At 59.5% G+C, this 19,717-nt stretch carries 16 protein-coding genes; 8 read left to right on the plus strand and 8 right to left on the minus strand.

Annotated features, from left to right (window positions below):
- Nucleotides 1–32 precede the first annotated feature (32 nt).
- Nucleotides 33–1,502: a chloride channel protein gene (locus JK202_RS14265; protein WP_408872158.1), complete on the plus strand. Its 1,470-nt coding sequence runs from the start codon at nt 33–35 to the stop codon at nt 1,500–1,502.
- 30 nt (nt 1,503–1,532) lie between these two features.
- Here JK202_RS14265 and JK202_RS14270 read toward each other — a convergent pair whose 3' ends face one another.
- Nucleotides 1,533–2,327, minus strand: coding sequence for a phosphatase PAP2 family protein (locus JK202_RS14270; RefSeq protein WP_211562042.1), 795 nt, complete (start codon nt 2,325–2,327; stop codon nt 1,533–1,535).
- Between the two features lie 139 nt (nt 2,328–2,466).
- Here JK202_RS14270 and JK202_RS14275 point away from each other — a divergent pair, with 139 nt between their 5' ends.
- Complete coding sequence (locus tag JK202_RS14275; protein ID WP_211562044.1) at nt 2,467–2,772, plus strand: SelT/SelW/SelH family protein; 306 nt, start codon at nt 2,467–2,469, stop codon at nt 2,770–2,772.
- Between the two features lie 12 nt (nt 2,773–2,784).
- Here JK202_RS14275 and JK202_RS14280 read toward each other — a convergent pair whose 3' ends face one another.
- Nucleotides 2,785–3,156 carry a response regulator gene (locus JK202_RS14280; RefSeq protein ID WP_211562046.1) on the minus strand — a complete coding sequence of 124 codons (372 nt, stop codon included), beginning with the start codon at nt 3,154–3,156 and terminating at the stop codon, nt 2,785–2,787.
- A 25-nt stretch (nt 3,157–3,181) separates the two neighbouring features.
- Nucleotides 3,182–5,212, minus strand: coding sequence for a GAF domain-containing protein (locus JK202_RS14285; protein WP_249200106.1), 2,031 nt, complete (start codon nt 5,210–5,212; stop codon nt 3,182–3,184).
- Nucleotides 5,213–5,590: 378 nt separating this feature from the next.
- On the opposite strand from JK202_RS14285, the gene JK202_RS14290 reads away from it, so the two are divergent.
- The gene (locus JK202_RS14290) at nt 5,591–6,586 is read left to right on the plus strand and encodes an aquaporin (protein ID WP_349291872.1); all 996 of its coding nucleotides are present in this window, start codon (nt 5,591–5,593) and stop codon (nt 6,584–6,586) included.
- A 41-nt stretch (nt 6,587–6,627) separates the two neighbouring features.
- Here the strand turns inward: JK202_RS14290 and JK202_RS14295 are convergent, their stop codons facing one another.
- The 3 genes from JK202_RS14295 to JK202_RS14305 are packed head-to-tail and all read right to left on the minus strand — an operon-like array spanning nt 6,628 to nt 9,975.
- Complete coding sequence (locus JK202_RS14295; protein ID WP_211562058.1) at nt 6,628–7,668, minus strand: WD40 repeat domain-containing protein; 1,041 nt, start codon at nt 7,666–7,668, stop codon at nt 6,628–6,630.
- A complete protein-coding gene (locus JK202_RS14300; protein WP_211562060.1) occupies nt 7,665–8,663 on the minus strand; it encodes a GTP-binding protein in 999 nt (332 codons plus the stop codon). Before JK202_RS14300 ends, JK202_RS14295 begins: the two co-directional genes overlap by 4 nt.
- 19 nt (nt 8,664–8,682) lie before the next feature.
- Entirely contained in the window at nt 8,683–9,975 is a 1,293-nt protein-coding gene (locus tag JK202_RS14305; protein ID WP_211562062.1) for an O-antigen ligase family protein, read from the minus strand.
- Nucleotides 9,976–10,065: 90 nt separating this feature from the next.
- On the opposite strand from JK202_RS14305, the gene JK202_RS14310 reads away from it, so the two are divergent.
- Nucleotides 10,066–11,064, plus strand: coding sequence for an aldo/keto reductase (locus JK202_RS14310; RefSeq protein ID WP_211562064.1), 999 nt, complete (start codon nt 10,066–10,068; stop codon nt 11,062–11,064).
- A gap of 5 nt (nt 11,065–11,069) precedes the next feature.
- Here JK202_RS14310 and JK202_RS14315 read toward each other — a convergent pair whose 3' ends face one another.
- Complete coding sequence (locus JK202_RS14315; RefSeq protein ID WP_211562066.1) at nt 11,070–12,215, minus strand: glycosyltransferase family 4 protein; 1,146 nt, start codon at nt 12,213–12,215, stop codon at nt 11,070–11,072.
- Between the two features lie 162 nt (nt 12,216–12,377).
- Here JK202_RS14315 and JK202_RS14320 point away from each other — a divergent pair, with 162 nt between their 5' ends.
- Nucleotides 12,378–14,015: a bifunctional diguanylate cyclase/phosphodiesterase gene (locus JK202_RS14320; protein WP_211562067.1), complete on the plus strand. Its 1,638-nt coding sequence runs from the start codon at nt 12,378–12,380 to the stop codon at nt 14,013–14,015.
- Between the two features lie 257 nt (nt 14,016–14,272).
- Here JK202_RS14320 and JK202_RS16305 read toward each other — a convergent pair whose 3' ends face one another.
- Nucleotides 14,273–15,457: an HAD-IIIA family hydrolase gene (locus JK202_RS16305; protein WP_349291871.1), complete on the minus strand. Its 1,185-nt coding sequence runs from the start codon at nt 15,455–15,457 to the stop codon at nt 14,273–14,275.
- 150 nt (nt 15,458–15,607) lie between these two features.
- Here JK202_RS16305 and JK202_RS14330 point away from each other — a divergent pair, with 150 nt between their 5' ends.
- The 3 genes from JK202_RS14330 to mtnA all read left to right on the plus strand — a co-directional run bounded on the left by JK202_RS14330 (nt 15,608) and on the right by mtnA (nt 19,686).
- The gene (locus JK202_RS14330; RefSeq protein WP_211562069.1) at nt 15,608–17,056 is read left to right on the plus strand and encodes a glycosyltransferase family 1 protein; all 1,449 of its coding nucleotides are present in this window, start codon (nt 15,608–15,610) and stop codon (nt 17,054–17,056) included.
- On the plus strand, nt 17,053–18,426 hold the full coding sequence (locus JK202_RS14335; protein WP_211562071.1) for a glycosyltransferase family 1 protein: 1,374 nt from the start codon (nt 17,053–17,055) through the stop codon (nt 18,424–18,426). The genes JK202_RS14330 and JK202_RS14335 overlap by 4 nt, the downstream gene beginning before the upstream one ends.
- 156 nt (nt 18,427–18,582) lie before the next feature.
- Complete coding sequence (gene mtnA, locus JK202_RS14340; protein WP_211562073.1) at nt 18,583–19,686, plus strand: S-methyl-5-thioribose-1-phosphate isomerase; 1,104 nt, start codon at nt 18,583–18,585, stop codon at nt 19,684–19,686.
- The last annotated feature ends 31 nt before the right edge of the window (nt 19,687–19,717 follow it).

Here is a 19,717-nt window from a genome sequence, read left to right on the forward strand (position 1 = left end):
CAGCCTGACCCTCCCTCCCGGACGCCCGAATATTGGCCGATACACCGCCTCCTTCTCCCGTTGCCACTGTCCCTCCTAGGCCTCCGGTCACGGACGCCCAGTCCTCGCAGCACGCCATGCGCCGCAAGGACCGCATCCTGCATCTGCGACGCTCGGCGAAGGTCACGACCAATCAGTGGCGGCGCACGGCAGTCTATTGGCTGGGAGCGGTTCTGGTTGGTATCGTGGCAGTCCTGTTCGCCCGACTGGGTGACTGGGCAGCGGGCGTGCGTCACCACATCGTCGCATGGCACCCGACTGCGATGCTGGTCGTGGCTCCCGCGGGGCTGGCGCTCATCACCTGGGCCACACGCACCATCTTCAAGGGCGCGCAGGGCTCTGGCATTCCCCAGACGATCGCGACCCTGCATATCGAGAACGTCGCCGTCGTGGACCGCGTCCTGTCCCTCAAGACATCCCTTGGCAAGATCCTGCTGACATCCTTCGGGCTGATCTGCGGTGCTTCCATCGGGCGTGAAGGCCCGAGCGTGCAGGTCGGTGCGTCCATCATGCACGCCTTCTCGCGCCTTCTGGGGCAATCGAACATCGCCGCACGGCGCAGCATGATTCTGGCCGGCGGCGCCGCCGGCATGGCCGCGGCCTTCAACACGCCGCTCGCGGGCATCATGTTCGCCATCGAGGAGCTTTCCCATTCATTCGAGCAGAAGACCTCGGGCCGCACCCTGACCGTCGTGGTCCTGTCCGGCGTCACGGCCATCGCGCTGATCGGGAACTACACCTATTTCGGCCATGCGGACGTGGATGTTCCGGTGGGCACGGCATGGATCGCGGTCCTGACCTGCGGCATTCTTGGTGGCCTTGCAGGCGGCAGCTTTTCGGCCATTCTCATTAAGGCCTCACGCGGCATTCCCGGCCGCGTCGGGCAGTTCGCCGCCACCCGCCCGATCGCCTTTGCGGCGGTCTGCGGCTTTATTCTCGCGCTGATCGGACTTGTCTCGAAAGGCGCGACCTACGGCACAGGCTATGATCAGGCCCGCGCCATTTTCAACGGCACCGAACACTACCCGGCTTCGTTCTTCGTTCTCAAATATCTGGCAATGATCGTGTCCTACTGCTCCGGCATTCCGGGCGGCATGTTCGCACCGTCCCTCGCCATCGGCGCGGGGATCGGCGGCTGGGTGGAGCAGTTCCTGCCGCACACCACGCCCGGGGCAGTCGTACTGCTCGGCACTGTGGCCTATTTCTGTGGCATGTCGCAGTCGCCGCTGACCGCCACGATCATCGTTATGGAAATGTGTGACAACCAGCAGGTCACGCTGGCGCTGCTGGCCACGTCCTTCCTGGCTTTCGGCGTTTCGAAGATGATCTGCCCGCACTCGCTTTACAGCAGCCTGGCTGACCGTTTCATGGAAGCCAATGACCGTGGCGCCCATCACCATAACCGAAAACCTTCGCCTCCCAGCCCGTCTGTACAGGCAGAAAACGAAAAAGCGGCACCCTGATCTCTCAGGGCGCTGTCCCTGCCGGAAATCTTATGGCTCTGTCAGCAAAGAATGCGTGGCGGCGTCGTGCTCAACAGCGCATTGCCCGGCGTCAGGCGCCGTCGCACTCCCTTGCATCGCAAGCAGTTCCCGTCGCGCCGCAGCCAGATCGTCCTGAAGCTCCGGCTGGGCCAGCAGCACATCCATGAGTGAGGACGCATTCAGGTATCCTGCCTGAACATCGGACTTCCAATGCGCACCGCAGACGATCCGGCTTTCCCCGAACACGCGTCCACGCTGAAGAATAGCCGCAGCATGGTCTGGCATCAGATGCGCCAGAAGGAGCGCCATTCCATATCCTGCCGTTGTATGTCCGGACGGATAGGACGAGTGCAGGCCAAGCCCTTCAGGAGACGTGCAGATCGGCAGGTTCGTGCCCACGAAGGGGCGCGTGCGGTGCCAGTAATTCTTGACCTCCGACGTCCGGTGACCAACCGCATGCCGGATGCGCTCAAGCACCCGGGCCAGATGAGGCGCCTTCGACAGATCGATGTCGAAGCCCATCGCACAGGAAAAGTCCCGAACCACATGTGCAGGTTCAAGGTCTGCATCGCTCTGCGCCAGTTTCCAGCGTGGCGTATCCTTCAGCGCGCGCGTCACACGAAACACCCGATCATCATCAATCTGCGCAGCGCTGCCAGCAACAGGAGGGGGCGCCAGCACAAGCCGTTCGTCTGGAGCCACGCTGTCAGGGAGGATACCGTTCTGACTCGCGGAAGGCGCACAGGCCGAGAGAACAGTCGCACACAGAAGCAAAGCAACAGGCAAACGAGTGGCAGAACGCATGGGCCGGAAAATCCAGTCAGAAAAATGGAACAGAATAACAATCCGTACCCTTAACGTTCGTAGAGCCTGACGCGAAGGCTTTTCCACATGAAGGCCTCATGACAGTGTCAGGGCCCCATAAGCCCCGGAGGATCACCCCATGACGTCCACTGCGCCCCGCGTCACCATCCGCTACTGCACACAGTGCAACTGGCTGCTCCGCTCCGGCTGGATGGCACAGGAGCTACTGTCCACCTTTGGCCAGGCTCTGGGCGAGGTCGCCCTGATCCCGGATACGGGTGGACGCTTCGAAATCCACGTCGATGAAACACTGATCTGGGAGCGCAAAGCCGACGGCGGCTTTCCTGGACCGAAGGAACTGAAACAGCGCGTCCGGGACATCATCGCCCCCGACCGCGACCTCGGACACACCGACCGTACCTCAAAGCCGCAGCCCGAAAGCTGACTGACTACCGGGTCAGGACATCGTTTCGAACGCGTGCCTGACACGGTCGAGACTATAAGGCTTGGGAACAAACAGACCCCGGATGGGTAGCCGAACCTGATCTGCCGGCATATCGGCAGATGTCAGGATGATCTTCACGGGCGGCCAGCGTTTCCGCGCGATTTCCGCGAGTTTCTGGCCGTCATCGCCGTCAGGCAGATGAATATCCGCGAACAGATACCGGATCGTCGGGTCCGTCTCCAAAAACGCAATCGCCTCTGCCGTCGAGCGTGCGCTCAGGGTCCTGAAACCGGCGTCCTCAAAATAATCCTCAGTCATCATGCGAATAAAAACAATATCTTCGACAATGAGGATCGTGGGCCGTGTGTCGGGGTCCTCCGGCATGAAAATTACGGGTCTCCAGTCAGTCTCAGATCGTCGCAAGCGACAGGGTCGGGGCAGTCAGGTCTGCACATAAACCCGTTGAAGCATAATGAAGTTCCGTTTTTCCCTGACGTCCCAGTCCGGCCTTCAGAAGACGCACGCCGAAGCCGGTCCGCTTTGGTGGCGTGACCACGGGTCCACCGGCCTCCCGCCACATCAATGACATGACGGCGCCAGCACCTGTTCCGGTGATCGTCCAGCTCAGGGACACTGTCCCCTCCGGCACACTGAGCGCACCATATTTCATGGCATTCGTCGCCAGTTCATGCAGCAGCATCGAAAAAGAGGTCGCGGTATCAGGACCCAGCTTGAGGAACGGTCCCGATACCAAAACCCGGCTCTCGATCCCCAGCGGGGTCATGACACCGCCAACCAGACTCGCCAGATCCGTGGACTGCCAGTTCCGCCGCATCAGCAGATCATGCGCCGCACTCAATGCCACCAGGCGGGACGTAAAGGTCGTCAGCGGCCCCTGATCGTCCACACCCCGGAACCCCTGATGCGCCAGGCTCTGCACGATGCTCAGCGTATTTTTCAGGCGGTGCAGGATTTCATGATTGACGATCTCCTGACGCGTCTCGGCGTCCCATTCGTCCAGCGCCGTAAAAATCCGGTCTGCGGCCGTGCGGATGAAGGACGTCTCGTCCAGCGTCCAGTCCCGCGGGATTGCGCTGTGCACGAACAGACAGCCCGTCAGCTCGCCATGGTCCATTTTCGGAACGATGATCTGCGCCTCGACCTGCACCGCGCGACAGGCTTCCTGTTCTTCCTCCATCCAGGATGGGCTGGACAGATCATCGAGAATGACGACAGCCCCGCTTCGTAAAAAATTTGATGTCCGCCGAAACGCATGAAACGGAAAGTCACCTGAAATCGGAAGCACATCGGGCGAGCACCAGCCCTGATCGACAGTGAAAAGTTCATCCCGCAGCGAAATCGCAGCAAACCCGACCCGCTGGACATCCAGCCGGTTTCCCAGAAGCTGGCACGCTTCAACAATCGCCTGGGTGCGCGTCGTCGCGGTCCGCAAAGCATCACCGACCGCCAGAAGGGTTGTCAGACGACTGGTCGCATTCCGCTCGGGTGTAATGTCCTGAATTGTTCCGATCAGCCGGATGGGATGCCCCGCCTCATCACGGTCCAGGACCCCCTGCCGCAGAATCCAGCGCTCCTTCTGATTGTCCGCCCGGATGATGCGATATTCAAGCTTCAGCGGCGCCGATCCATCCAGCAATTGCGCCAGAACCGGGATCCGTGCCTTGTCGTCTTCATGGACCCGCGTGACCCACTGCGCCACCGTTACAACCTCGGTGACGGGAACGCCAATAATGCGACAGACTTCAGGCGAGACGGTAATGTCCCCGCTGCTCAGATCGTATTCATAAATGCCTACACCGCCTGCTGCCCCGGCAGCCTGCTGGAGGGCATATTTCTCCATGGCATGCCGTCGTTCCGCATCTGCCTGCCTGGCCTGCCGTGCGGCACGCTCACGGCGGATCTGCTGTGCTGCCAGACGCCGCTCCTGCGCCACTGTCTCCCGGCGCAACTCCATGAGGCGCATGGCCTGCCGCGCCAGAGCCGCCAGCCCGTCATTTTCCTGCTGCGAGAGACCCTGTGGGCGTATTTTGAGATCCACGACGCATAACGTGCCAAACACCTCGTCTTCAGCCGTGAACAGCGGATATCCTGCATAGAACCGAAGGCCAGGGCCACCGCAGACAAGACCGTTTTTCCGCGTCTCCGGGTCCGCCATCATATCCGGGATCACTACCGGAGCCCGGCGCGCAATAACCGGCGCGCATCCCGAATTGGCCAATGCTCCGGATGGCTGATCCGTGCCGACACGCGCCGAAAACCAAAGCTGATCGCCATCCAGAATACTGACAAGGGCGATTGGCGTCCGGCACAGGGACGCTGCGGCTACGGCAATATCATCAAGATCGAGATCCGAAAACGCCTGAAGGTCGCCGTAGACATTCAGGCCAGCCGGCGAGTCTGAGGAGGGCAACGTCTTCAAATTCTTTTTCTGAATGGAATCCGCGCTCTGCATGTCACGAACATACCGTTATTTCATTCTGGCACAATCCGGATCCACGCCTCCGGAATTATATGTTGCGTTATTGTAACATAATCCAATCAGTTCTCACCATGGAAAATTCGGAGGAAGACCTGAACGTCACGGAATCGTGACACCAATACCCGTGAAGTGCTCCTACATATAAAAGGAAGACATCGATTATTTTCCACAATGGGTTTCATGTGATGCCATAGACATCACTCCATAAAATACATGGACAGACTTATGTCAGACCCCTCAATCATTCCGAAACAGAAAGAAGACCGCCAGGAGATACAGTCTCCGCATCTCCACATTCCCCATTTCCATCTACCTCATATCAAAATTCCCTCCATCCACTGGCCACATTTCCACATCCACTTCCATGATCGGCCATTGGCGGGAGAGCCCCATCCCGAGCGCCCGTTCCACTGGAATCTTTATGGCTGTGAGGCTCTGGCCACCGCGATCCTGATGATTGCCGGGCTGACCTGCGTCATCTTCCTTTCGGCGCCGGGCACGTTATTCAGCGCCCTGCTTGCGCCCTACCCGACATTACAGACTGCCCTGTGCGGCCTCTGTTTCGGTCTTGCAGGCACGGTCGCCGCGATGACGCCGTTCGGAAAAGTCAGCGGAGCCCATCTCAACCCCTCCGTGACACTCGCCTTCATGCTCTCGAAGAAGATCGTGTGGATCGACGCGCTGGGTTATGTGATTGCCCAGATTATCGGAGCGGCCCTTGGTACCGGCGCCGTCTATGCCATCGGCATTCTTTTCAAGCCCTGGCATCTGTTTTCAACGGAAGTGCATTACGGCGCGACCGTCCCCTATACCGATATCTCGATCTGGTACGCTCTGGGCTCCGAAATCGTCGTGACCGGGCTGCTCATCATGATGCTGTACTGGCTCGCCGCCCATCCCCGATTCAAATGGATCACACCCTGGATCGGCGGCCTTTTCTTTTTCGTCATGAACCCGATCACCGCCTGGATGTCCGGCAACAGCGCCAACTTCGCCCGAAGCTTCGGGCCGGATCTGTTTGCAGGCAACTGGAACGGGCTGTGGATCTATCTTTTCGGGCCATTCATCGGCTCGTCGCTCGCCGTACTTCTGATCCAGTCCGATATTCTCGGCAAACTACATCTGCCTGAGGCCCGCCTCGTCAATTTCGGACATCACGGCCGTGTCCCCCATCTTGAGGACCCCGATTTCCGCCACGCAGCGCCCGAGCATTATGACGCCTATCGCGCCCATCTTGAAACACTCGCCAGTACGCAGAGAGCCGCGACCAAAAGCGCATCAACACCTTCAGACATCAAAAACGGGCCAGCCTGAAGTCTCAGACCAGCCCGTTTCCTCACATCAACATCTGGAAATCAGTCTGCCTTGGACAGGTCGATCGCCGCCAGAGCGCCCTCTTCAGTCCCGAACACCAGCGCCCCACCCTGCGGTGTAAAGGCCAGCGACGTCACCTTGCCGCGCTTTGTATCCTGTCCGGAACACAACGGCAGGACACGCTGATCACCACCGCCGATTTCCGCTAGCACGACCGTTCCGTCCTCATAGCCCGCAGCGATGATGTCTTCCTTCGGGTTCGGACACACCGCACTGACGAACAGTCCGGGAAGTCGTGCCAGCTCGGCCGGAGCCTTGCCCATCGGGCCGCCGCCAAAGAACGGCCACAGGATGATCGCATCGGCCCCGGCTGTCGCAAGCCAGCGCCCGTTTCGCGTGAACGCCAGCGACTTCACCTGCTTCGGGTAGCCGCTCATGCGCATGTTGTGCCCGTCCGACATCCGCCAGCCATGAAGGTCGTTTTCCTGCATGGACGTCACAAGCGCTTCACCAGCCGGATGGATGGCAATCGCAATATGGCTGCCCTTCCATTCGAACGGCCGCACGGTATCGACCTTCGCCTGCACGAACCACACCGACGCACCATTGTAATGCGACGCCGCGATCCGCTTTCCCTTCGCATCAAACACGATGCCGGTCACGGTTGAGGGATGTTCCAGAACCTTGAGCGTCTGCTGCCCTTCAGCCGCACGGACTTCGATCTGCTTACCGGACGAAAACGCCAGATGCCCCGGCGTGCTTGCCACGCAGTCGATCCAGCGGCGGCCTTCATGCAGAACTTCCGTGCTTCCATCGGCAAAAGTCCGGACGAGCTTACCGTCCTCCCCACCCGTCAGAAACGCATCCGGAGCGCAATCCTGCGCCAGACACAGGCCACCATCATGCGCGGGCACAACGATCCAGCTTGCCGCATCCCGCAACCCGTCCCGCGGAATGAGAACAAGCTCTCCATCCACCGTTAGCGCCGCAAAGCTGCGTCCGTCACGCGACGAAACCACATGGACAATCGGGCTCTCGAACCGGCGCTCTGAACCCCGGTCCGCCAGAAGATCACTCATCATTCCGCAATGCAGCTTTCAAATCCGCGACGAAGCTGCGGACGATTGAGATTGCGCCCGATGAACACCAGACGGGAATCCCGGCTCTCACCCTCACGGAACGGACCGATAAAGTCCCCGTCCGCCATCATATGGACGGCCTGGAACGCAAAGCGGTTCTGCTCACCCTTGAAATGCAGAATGCCCTTCGCCCGCAGAATATCCGCACCCTGTTCCTGAAGGATCGCCCCGATCCAGGCCTGAAAACGGCGCTGATCGACCGGCTCCTTGATGTTCAGGGAAATGCTGGTGATGCCTTCCTCATGAGAATGATGATCGTTTTCCAGAAAGTCCGGCATCGTCTTGAGCGCACGCGCCAGATCGAAGCCACCCCGGTCCAGAATATCGGTCAGCTTCACGCCGCCATGCTGCGCCTCATGGATCTGCGCCACCGCGTTGATCTTCCGCAGACGGGCCACGATCTCCTTGCGGCGTTCTTCATCCGCAAGATCGACCTTGTTCAGCACGATCACATCCGCAAACGCGATCTGGTTCACCGCTTCAGGGCTTTCGTCCAGCGTTTCCATGACGTTGAACGCATCCACAACCGTCACGACCGCGTCCAACCGTGCCTTCTCGCGCAGGTTCTCGTCCACGAAGAACGTCTGTGCGACAGGGGCCGGATCGGCCAGCCCCGTGGTCTCGACGATAATGCCGTCAAACCGGTTCCGCCGGCGCAGCAGACTGCCCAGAATGCGGATCAGATCTCCGCGTACCGTGCAGCAGATGCAGCCATTGTTCATCTCGAACACTTCCTCGTCTGCATCCACCACGAGGTCATTGTCGATCCCGAGTTCGCCGAACTCGTTCACGACAACCGCATATTTGCGACCATGTTCGGCCGTCAGGATATGATTGAGAAGCGTCGTCTTGCCGGCGCCGAGAAAGCCGGTGAGAACCGTTACCGGGACGGTTCCGGTCCGTGCCGGGGTCGCAGTGGTGTCAGGGGTGCTGGACATAAGGCCTCCGTAATCTGCCTTACGATATAGGCCGGTCCCTGCCCGCTTGAAACCCGTCCCCACCCCGGAATGTCCGATAGGCCAGCGCCAGCCCCAGAAGCAGGAAGCCCCAGCCGCTCAGGGGCAGGTTCAGGAAGTCCGAAGAGGACGCGATCGGCCATTCCTGAATGAACACCGCCGCAAACAGCCCGATTGAAATTGCGTGCCCGTTCCGCCCCGGCCAGATCGCCTTCAGCCAGGTCGCGATCATCAGGACAAACAGAATGAGGCCCGGTACTCCCGCATTGACCAACGCCTGAAGGTAATGGTTGTGCGGATGCTGCACACACAGATCCAGCCATCCCTTCTCCGGCAGCGCATCGGACAACCATGACAGCCCATGGAACGTGGCCGGATCCGAACAGAAATGCCGGTAGGCGTCATAACCCTGCCCGATCCAGGGATGCGCCTGCGCCATGACGACGGCATGGGTATAGATCTCCCCATACGGCGAGTGACCGAAATGCGTGAGCTGCTCCCGCGCCAGTGTCACGAGATGGAAGAAACTACCCGGCGAGAAGACCCGCGCCACCAGCACCAGAACCGGCAGCATCGCCGCCGCCGCCAGCGCTGCCGGACGCATTGGCCGGTACAACAGCGCGCAGACACCGATCCCCAGCAGAGACAGCGCAAGCGGCATCCGCTGCCCGGCCAGAACCATGATCCCGACCGCCAGAACCGTTGCTGCACAAAGCCCCAGCGTCCGCACCAGACGGCTGCGTGCCCCTTCCGCCACCGCACATCCAACCATCAGCAGCGGCAGGATCAGCCGGGACAGGGGTGCTGCAGCCCGGGGATGCTCATACGGCCCGGTCAGCGTTCCGTCATGAAAACGCGGAATTCCAAACAGATTGCGCCCGAACACGGCCTGGACCAGCATCTGCACGGCAATATAGACGCCGCAGGCACAGGCCACCCACAGCACCCGCCTGCGCCAGACCGCATCCTTCAGCAACCAACAGCCCAAAGCCGCAGCCGCAAGCGGGAAACGGATCGCCAGCAGCGACTGGGTCAGCGCCCCATGCCCCGGCGACACCCACAGCGTGCACAACACCTGCCAGCCCCACCAGCAGAACGTGGCAACCACCCACGGCTCGCGGAACCAGTCCCATCCGCCCTGCCGCCGCCCAGTCAGGGAAGAATGGAGGAGCAGAAGAACTGCCAGAAGATCAAGATCGGCCTCACCTGCCACGCGCACATGCGTCAGGGCCAGAGGCAGAACCACAGCGGCCCATTGGCCGATCCGGGTCACGGTGGAAGGAGAGAAGCGCATCTGGCGTGGATGGAAGGTTTCACGATTTCATGCAACCTCTCCCGTCGCGATACGCTTTTTCGTTACTGTCCATCTCAAATGGAGACACTCATGGCTTCCGACACCATCCTCATCCCCGGAATCGACACCCCCCTCTCACGCGTGGCCCTTGGCACCTGGGCCATCGGCGGCTGGATGTGGGGCGGCCCCGATGATGACAATGGCGTCCGCACCATTCACGCGGCCCTCGACGAAGGCATCAACCTGATCGACACAGCCCCGGTCTACGGCTTCGGCCATTCCGAGGAAATCGTTGGTCGGGCGCTCGCCGAGAAGCCCAACAAGGCACATGTCGCCACGAAACTCGGCCTGCATTGGGTCGGCGAAGACGAAAAGAACATGAAGGTCTTCCGGGACTCACGCCCGGCCCGTATCCGCAAGGAAGTCGAAGACTCCCTGCGTCGCCTGCGCGTGGAAACGATCGATCTCGAACAGATCCACTGGCCCGACGACAAGACCCCCATCGACGAGAGCGCCCGCGAGCTTCAGAAGCTCCATCAGGAAGGCAAGATCCGCGCGCTCGGCGTCAGCAACTTCTCGCCCAAACAGATGGACATCTTTCGCGAAGTGGCGCCGATCGCCACGATCCAGCCGCCGCTGAACCTTTTCGAGCGCACGATCGAAAAGGACATCTTGCCTTACGCCGAAAAGCACAATGCCGTCGTGCTCGCCTATGGCGCCCTGTGCCGCGGCCTGCTGACCGGCAAGATGAACCGCGACACGACCTTCCCGAAGGACGACCTGCGCTCAAACGATCCGAAATTCCAGAAGCCGAATTTCGAGAACTATCTCGCAGCCGTCGAAGAGTTCAAGAAGCTGGCCGAAAAGCGTGGCAAATCCACCATGGCCTTCGCCGTCCGCTGGGTGCTGGATCAGGGACCGGTCATCGCCCTGTGGGGTGCCCGCAAGCCGGAGCAGGTCTCAGGCGTGAAGGACGTGTTCGGCTGGTCTTTGACCGAAGAAGAAAAGAAGGCCGTGGACGACATTCTTGCCCGTCATGTGCCGAATGCCATCGACCCGACCTTCATGGCTCCGCCCGCCCGCGACTGAGACCCTCAGGACTGCGATCGGGAGCGCGCAAACATAATCGCTTCCTGTCGCAGTTCATCCTGTCGCAGCCGGGCCGGCCCGACATCAAACAACGCTGCCCGCCTGCGCCCCAGCGCGCCCAGCCGTTCCCTCAGCTCATCGTCATCCATCGCAAAGCCCAGCGCCTGCTCCAGCGCTTCGGGCTCGTCCGGCGCGGCGAGCAGAGCGGCCTCTCCGACAAGATCAGGGAGCGCGCCCATAGGGGAGGCAACGACTGCCGCGCCACATCCCATGGCTTCAAGCGCAGTCATACCAAAGGGCTCTTCCCATCGACTGGGAACTACAACAATCGCTGCCTGCGCCATGGCCTTTAAAACGTCACTATGGGGCCGATATCCCGTCATCATAACCCCGGCTGCCGCAGCGACAGGTCGCAGGCGCTCAAGATAAGACGTTTCCGGAGACTCAGGGCCAAAGCGGTCGGCTCCCATAATGAGTGCCGTCCATCCTGGGTGCTTCTTGCGGACATTCCCCCAGGCCCGGACGAATGCGTCCACACCCTTATCCGCCACGACGCGGCCCGCAAAGAGTACAGTCCTCTGTCTCTCCACCGAAAACGGCAGGGCGGACAGATCAATACAGTTGGGCTGTACCTCCGTCCGGAGCGGTCGACATCCTTCCTGAAACCGCCGAACCACCCAGTCAGAAACACCACAGACGAGCACATGTCGCGCCAGATCTTCCCTCTGCCGGACGGTCCGCGCGCCCCGCATCGTGCAGGGATCGTTATGGAGAACCAGTCTGACCGGCCCGAAACGCGCCAGAAAACGTGCCAGATCCGGCCGGTTGTGAATTTCCGTCAAAGCAGGCCGACAGGACCGCATCATTGCCACACAGGCCAGGCGATAGCGCCAGTGCAATGGTAACGGGACACGTGGAAGGATTAACGGCAGATACCGGCCGCCTGGCAACGGTGTCACAATCGGCCCCATCCCCGTCACGATATCGGACGCACAGGCTCCGCGGCTGACAAGCAACGAAATCGCCCCCGCATGCCCTGCTTCATAACGTTCACGGGGAGGAAGGATGATCAGAACGGGATTAAACGTTACACCATCGTCAAAATTAGTAACATTTTGTTGCAGTTCGAATAATCCCTGACTGTCTGACATTTCCAGTTTCTTAACAGAAGCCGGGCCATCCTTCTCAAAGACAGAAGGATAGAAATGATTGTGCATATTTCCAAAGGGAACAGCCCGGGAGGAGGGCGTCGCCGCGCAGACGCCTGCTTTCCTATGACTGTGCCTCCGGAAAACATGCCACGGGAAAGAATCATGGCCCTCTTTCCCATTCACCATCTTGCCGACGCCGCCAGCGAAGGTCTGGCAATTGTGTATCGGGACAAGATCATTGAAGCCAACAGACCCCTTCTCTCCTGCATCGGCACCGATCTTCAGAACTTTCCGCCCCTTCAGGACATTCTTCCCGAAGCCCTGAAAGTACCGCCCGACAATACATATTACCCCGGCGCGCTCATGACTTTGGAGGGGCGGGTCTTTCCTGTCCAGTTCCGCCTGACACCGCTTCGCCGCAATAACCGGGACTGCCTCGCCCTTGCCGTTACGTTTCCTGCCGCAATCGATGCGCCTACTCCTGAACGCATAACGACCTTATGCACACGGGAAGAGTTTGAGAGAATCCTCGAAGCACTGTTCGCGAACAGCACAACACGACAACCGGCGGGTATCCTTCTGCATGCCGATCTTAATCGTTTCCGCGCCATAAATGAACGCTACGGCACCAAGGTTGCCGATGGCGTTCTCAGCGCAATCGGACAGCGCCTTCAAACATTTCTGACCGGAGACTGTGTCATTGCACGGCTGGGCGGTGACGAATTCGGAATTTTCTGCCCGTTCCCATACGAACACCCCGCTCAGGCGACACGCTGGGCCCAGATCACCCGGGACGTTTTTCACACCACCCTGTCCGTGGATGGACACAGGATCCATCTGACAGCCAGTATCGGCTGCTGCCTCATCCCTTTTGATACCTATCGCTTTGAGACAGCATGGCACTATGCCGAACTTGCCCTTAACGAGGCCCGCCGTCTCCAGTCTCCGGACTGGGTCAGCTTCAGCCCCGTCATGCAGGCCGATGTTCAGCATCGTTCCGAACTGGAACATGATCTACAGCGGGCCCTTGAGACCAGTCAGTTTTTCCTCGAATTCCAACCTCTGATCTGCCTCAGCACGAACAGGGTCGAGTGCGTCGAAGCACTCCTGCGCTGGAGGCACCCCGCGAGAGGTGTAATTTCTCCGAATGAATTCATCCCCATCGCAGAGGAGTGCGGCCTCATTGTTCCGATTGGTCGCTGGGTCCTGCTCGAAGCCTGCACACAGGCAAGCAGACTGGCGCCTCATATCAGGGTCGCCATCAATATTTCCGCCATGCAGTTCCTGCATGATGACATGTATGCCGCAGTCCTCCAGACCCTCTTTCAGGCCGGCCTGCCCCCTGAAAGACTTGAGCTCGAGCTGACAGAAAGTATTTTTCTGGAAGCCGTTCAGCGCAATCTGGAAACCATGAACAAAATTCGTGCTCTGGGCGTCAAGATTGTTATGGACGATTTCGGGATCGGCTTTTCAAGCCTCAATTACTTGCGAAGCTTTCCTTTTGACCGGATCAAGATCGATCGATCCTTTATCCGGGACATGCTGAACGATCCTCAGGCCCAGAGCATTGTCAGTGCCATCATGAACCTGGGCCACGCCATGTCTATGGAGGTCGTCGCTGAAGGCGTGGAAACTGCCGCACAGCTTGATATGCTGCGACATACCTCCTGCAATACAGCACAGGGCTTCCTGCTTGGGCGCCCCGCCTCTCTTGAAGATCTGTCAGCCTATCCAGGAATAGTTGAAAATCCTGCTGCTCCCCAACAGACTGACGGGATCTCCAAAGATCACCTCTCCTGAGGCGCCCCGGATTTACGTTCCCCTGCCAGACGCTCACGCCTGACGATGCGGCGTGTCTCACGCAAAAGGCGATATTTTTCCACCGCAGTCAGAGAGACTTTTGCATCCTGGGAAAGAGGCTCTCGCGGCGCCTTAGAACTGGAGGACAAATTTCCCTCTATATCCCTGTAAGATGCCATCATCTTTCCATTCAGAATATTTGATACGAAATGTAACCTCAGTCCAACACCCTGTCGAGCGCTTTCCAAACGTCATTTTCAAATACTGAAAATATCCATTTCTGAAACAAGATCTGCCAGACTGTCCGGACCGATGGGTACACCCCGGACACCTGCCGCTCTGGCAGCCTGCATATCGGAAGGCTGATCCCCAAACAGGACACAGCGCGCCGGGTCGAGCTCCCACCGCTGCAGCAGGTCAACAATCATACCAGGGGCCGGCTTTCGATTAATACTTGAGCCTCGATACTGCTCTATTTTGGCATCTGGATGCATCGGGCAGTACCTCCAGTCGTCTACAGTCCCGCCATCGTCTCGAATAACGTCGATTACCCAATCCATGAGCTGCAAAAGATCATCTTCAGAATAAAACCCGCGCGCAACTCCGGACTGGTTGGTCACAATGAAGACATGATATCCGCTCTCAGTAATACGGGCGATTGCTTCCCGGGCCCCCGCTTCCCATTCAAACCGCTCACGCGTTCCGACCCATCCGAAATCCCGGTTAATGACACCATCCCGGTCAAGAAAAACCGCAGGCCGCCGAAGAACCTGCGGAAATTCCTTCTCAGCCACACCAAGACTTTCTGGATCCATGGCACGGCAAAAATATCCTGGGAGCGCGATACTCCGAAGCACGTCACCCTGCACCAACGCGCGCAAAACATCCTGCTCAAGTGAACAGGTCTCCGTCAGGTTATCGAAAATCGAGACGTCAAACAGGTATATTCCAGTGCTGGTCGCCTCCCCTGTTCCACATGCTTCGGTGGCCGCCTGAGCCGGGATAAATTTTCCTCTATCCTGCTGTTGCTCGAGCTTTTTGACGTCCTGAAGCAGGCGCCAGTGCCCACCGCTCGCCGTTCCCAAAAAACGCGCCAGGTTACAGGAGAACAGAGCATTCCCATGACAGAGAAGAAACCGTTTCGGCAGGTACGGCCGAATTTGCAGAAGCGCCCCACCTGTTCCGTGCCCACGCGGCGTCGCGCTTAGAAAAATTCCTGCAGGTTTGGGGAGAAACGACTGGAGAGCCTCAATTGCCGCTGTGACATCCGGCGGATCCTGTTCGGTGAGAAAGATGAATTCCTCAACCCCAAACCGCTGCATTTCTCGCATCTGCCAGGCGAGAAATGGTTTTCCCGCACAAGGCATCAGTGACAGCGGCAATCCCTGCGAACCAGCATCTTCGAGCAGAATGACGCACTGACAGACCGTAACGCTGGCCACAAAAGGTTCTCCCACGATCGATATAACACCGGGGCTCAAAGCCCCCGAAGCTGCCCCTTGCTCATCTGCCGGGGCATACTTACACTTTGCCCCCAATACTGTTTGACAGACCGGCGTCCCCGTCGGCCGCCACAAAGCTAGTCGGAACACATGAACGCAGATTATACCATCTGGATCGACGTCGAAGACATCTTCCAGTATTTTGAAAACAACTCGCGTCCCAGTGGTATTCAGCGACTTGTTTACGAAATACTACACGTTATCCGCAAGCAGGCAGCCACGAAGCCCGGCATCGGGAATATTGCCCTGATCCGCCGCGGACAGGACGAAACACAGCTTTTTTCTTCCGTCTCCTTTGATGATCTGGAAGATCTTTTTGTTATTCGTGCAGACGAAAAAGTTACACAGGACAGTCGTCCCCCCCCACGTGCACGAACGACACCCCGCGCTTTCGTCCGACATCTGCGTCACACGGTCATCAGACGTATCGAAAGCCTCCCGCCGGAACTCGCCCGCCCCCTGCTAACGATTGCCGTCAACCAGCTGCGTGCCCTGCGTCTGCTGCGCCGTTTCGTACAGAAACAGCTGAAACGCGCCCCACGATCTGCGCCGCAAGCAACAACAGGCGTCGTCCACTCGCCGACGACATCCACGGCCGCTCTGCCCAAACCCGGCGATATCTTCCTGATTCTGGGAGCAGCATGGTCGGAACCCGGCTTTGGCGAGCGGCTGGCACGGATGCGCAAAGCATACGGAATCCAGCCCGTTCTGCTGCTGTCAGACCTTATTCCTGCCATCCGGCCGGAATGGTGTGCCCTCTCTCTGATCCGGGATTTCAAGCACTGGCTTGATACAACCCTCCCGCAGTGCGGCCGTCTTCTGGCCATCAGCCATGCTACGGCGAAAACCATTGAGGATTATACCCGCAAGCACCGCCTGAAACTGCTTGCACCCGTGCAGACAGTTCCAATCGGCAGCGGTTTTGGCCCACCCCGCAAGATTGAAGGCGAGCGTCCGAAGGGCCTTCCCGCCCCGGACAGTTATGTTCTCTTCGTCTCGACCATCGAAGCCCGGAAGAACCATATTCTGGCCTTTCGCATCTGGCGGCGTCTTGTGGCAGATCTGCCGCCCGAGCAGGTTCCCACTCTTGTTTTCGCAGGCCGGGTTGGCTGGCTCGTTTCCGACCTGATGCAACAGCTTGAAAATACCGAGTGGCTCCGCGGCAAGATCCGTCTTCTGCGTGACCCGTCGGATGATGAACTGGCGCATCTCTATGATGGCTGCATGTTCACGCTTTTCCCATCGCTGTTCGAAGGCTGGGGACTTCCCGTAACGGAAAGTCTCGTGAACGGACGCCCCTGCGTCGCCTCAAACTCGACCTCCATTCCCGAGGCAGGCGGCCCGCTGTCGCGCTACTTTGACCCCGAGAATACCGACGAAGCCTACCGCGTCGTCCGGGAGACGATAGAAGACCGCGAAGGTCTGAAGATGTGGCAGGAAGAGGTTCGGACACAGTTCAAACCGACGCCCTGGGAACATACGGCTGACGCCATTCTGGACGCCTGTCACGCAGCATATGTGGACGGGAGGGCATCATGACCGTCTGGATAGACGTTGACGATCTTCTCTTCCATCTCGTCCACCATGGGCGGCCGAGTGGTATCCAGCGTGTCGTGTTCGAGCTCAGCGCTGCCATGCGGACATTACATGGAAATGACGTGCAGTTTGTCCGTCGCGGTTCGGACAAGCGTGACCCGCGCGATTTCCAGACCATAGGATGGACCGCGATCGACATGCTGCTGCGGCAGGTCATGAACGAACGCTCTACAAAAACCGGCAAAGCAGACGTCCACCTGCCGGCCGCCCTGTTGCAGTCCGAAGACGCAACGCCGCAGCAGACCTTCACCACCTTCCTGAAAACGGAAGGACAGGTCCTGAGCGGTCTGGCAGGTCTGTGGGCCGGGCTGGGACGACTGGCTCTCAGGGAGGGCCGGGCGATCGTCCGAAAGCGCCGCCAGGCTTCGGATCCCACGCAGCATGCCGAAGGAGCCGCGCTGGCCGAGGTCGCTCAGGCCGGCGATATCTTTCTGACACTGGGCTCTCCCTGGCATCATGATAACTATGCCCAGAGCATCCGTTGGATGCGGGACGAGCTGCGGATGTCTTTCGCACTTCTGATGCATGACCTCGTCCCCGTCCGCTGTCCGGAATGGTGCGATCTTGGCATCATTACGACGTTCAAATCCTGGCATCATGCCGTCCTGCCACTGGCCGACATGATCTTCGCCAACAGTCGGGCCACGGCACAGGACGTTCAGTCCTATCTCGCGGAAGAAGGCATTGGCGCGGGCATCTCCGTCCAGCATGTACCCATGGGAACGGAATTCGGGCTGACAGAAACGTCCCAGCCTCCCGAACCTCTGGTGCGCGAACCCTATGTGTTGTTCGTCTCCACACTTGAAGCCCGCAAAAACCATATGCTGCTCTTCCGCATCTGGCGTCAGATGATCGAGGACCTGCCAGCAGACAAAGTGCCCACGCTTGTGTTTGCCGGACGCCCCGGCTGGCTTGTCTCTGATCTTATGCAGCAGCTCGAAAACACGCACTGGCTGGAAGGCAAGATCCGCTTCATCCAGAATCCGTCCGACGCCGAACTGCGTCGCCTCTATGCCGATTGCAGTTTCAGCGTGTTTCCATCCTTCTTCGAAGGCTGGGGACTGCCAGTTTCCGAAGGTCTGGCCATGGGCCGGCCGTGCATCGCTTCCAATACGACTTCCATTCCTGAAGCCGGGGGATCACTGGCGCGCTATTTCAATCCGCGCAATCTCGAAGAGGCCTACACCCTCATCCGCGAGGCCATCGAAGATCCTGAAGGCCTCGCCTCATGGACACAGAAGGTCCGGACCGAGTTCACACCCGTCCCCTGGACCAATGGCGCCAAAGTCATCCTCGACACCGTGCTGCGCTGACACGGCCTCTGCCCCATGCGTGAAAGTTTCATGCATGGGGGCTTGAGTTAGGAGTGCGGATCACGCACATGCAGGGACCTCTGCTTCACCACAGACAGGGTCAGTCATACCCCTGCTCGGTCCATTCTCCTTTCCGGCATCCCAAGGAGCGTCCCCTTGAAAATCAACGGTATTTCCTATCGCAGCCTCTGGCGCCCGTCCGACGATGCCACCAGCATCCGGATCTTCGACCAGACCCGCTTTCCCTGGAACGTGGAAATCCTTGAACTCCGGGACGAGAATGCCGTCGCCGAGGCCATCACCACCATGCAGGTGCGAGGCGCGCCGCTGATCGGGGCCGTTGCGGCCTATGGTCTGGTCTTTGCCCTTCAGAAGGACGCCTCTGACGAAGCGCTGGACAAGGCCGCGGCCTTTCTGGTGGCGACGCGTCCGACGGCCATCAATCTGCGCTGGGCCATCGAGCGCATGGTCACGCGCCTCAAGGCCGTTCCTGCGGCACAGCGCGTGGCAGCGGGATATGTCGAGGCCGATGCGATCTGCAACGAGGACGTGCAGGTCAACGAAGCCATCGGCCGTCACGGGCTGGAACTGATCCGCGAGATCTGGGAGCGCAAAGGCCGTCAGGGACAGGTGAACCTGCTGACGCACTGCAATGCCGGCTGGATCGCGACCGTGGACTGGGGCACGGCCCTCGCCCCGATCTACATGGCGCATGACGAAGGCATTCCCGTGCATGTCTGGGTAGACGAAACGCGCCCCCGCAATCAGGGCAGCCTTCTGACCGCATGGGAGCTTGGCAGCCACGGCGTGCCGCATACGGTCATCGCCGACAACGCTGGCGGCCATTACATGCAGGCCGGGCGGGTGGACATGGTCATCGTGGGCACGGACCGCGTGACCGCGCAGGGCGATGTAGCCAACAAGATCGGCACCTATCTCAAGGCCCTCGCCGCCTATGACAACAACGTACCGTTCTGGGTGGCGCTGCCGTCCTCGACGATTGACTGGCGCGTGCGCGACGGCGTGAAGGAAATCCCGATCGAGGAACGCAGCGCCGACGAAGTCCTGTTCATGACCGGTCTCGACAGTGATGGAAAAGCAGGCCGCGTCCGGATCGCGCCGCCCGGCAGCCCGGCAGCCAATCCGGCCTTCGACGTAACCCCTGCCCGTCTCGTGACGGGTCTGATTACCGAGCGCGGTCGCTGCGATGCGAGCGAAAAGGGCCTTGCTGCTCTCTTTCCGGATCAGGACGCTTCTTGACGCCCTGATCGTCTTGACCCTTCATTCAGCC

This window comes from Gluconobacter sp. Dm-62 (assembly GCF_018256155.1).
Taxonomy (GTDB): Bacteria; Pseudomonadota; Alphaproteobacteria; order Acetobacterales; family Acetobacteraceae; genus Gluconobacter.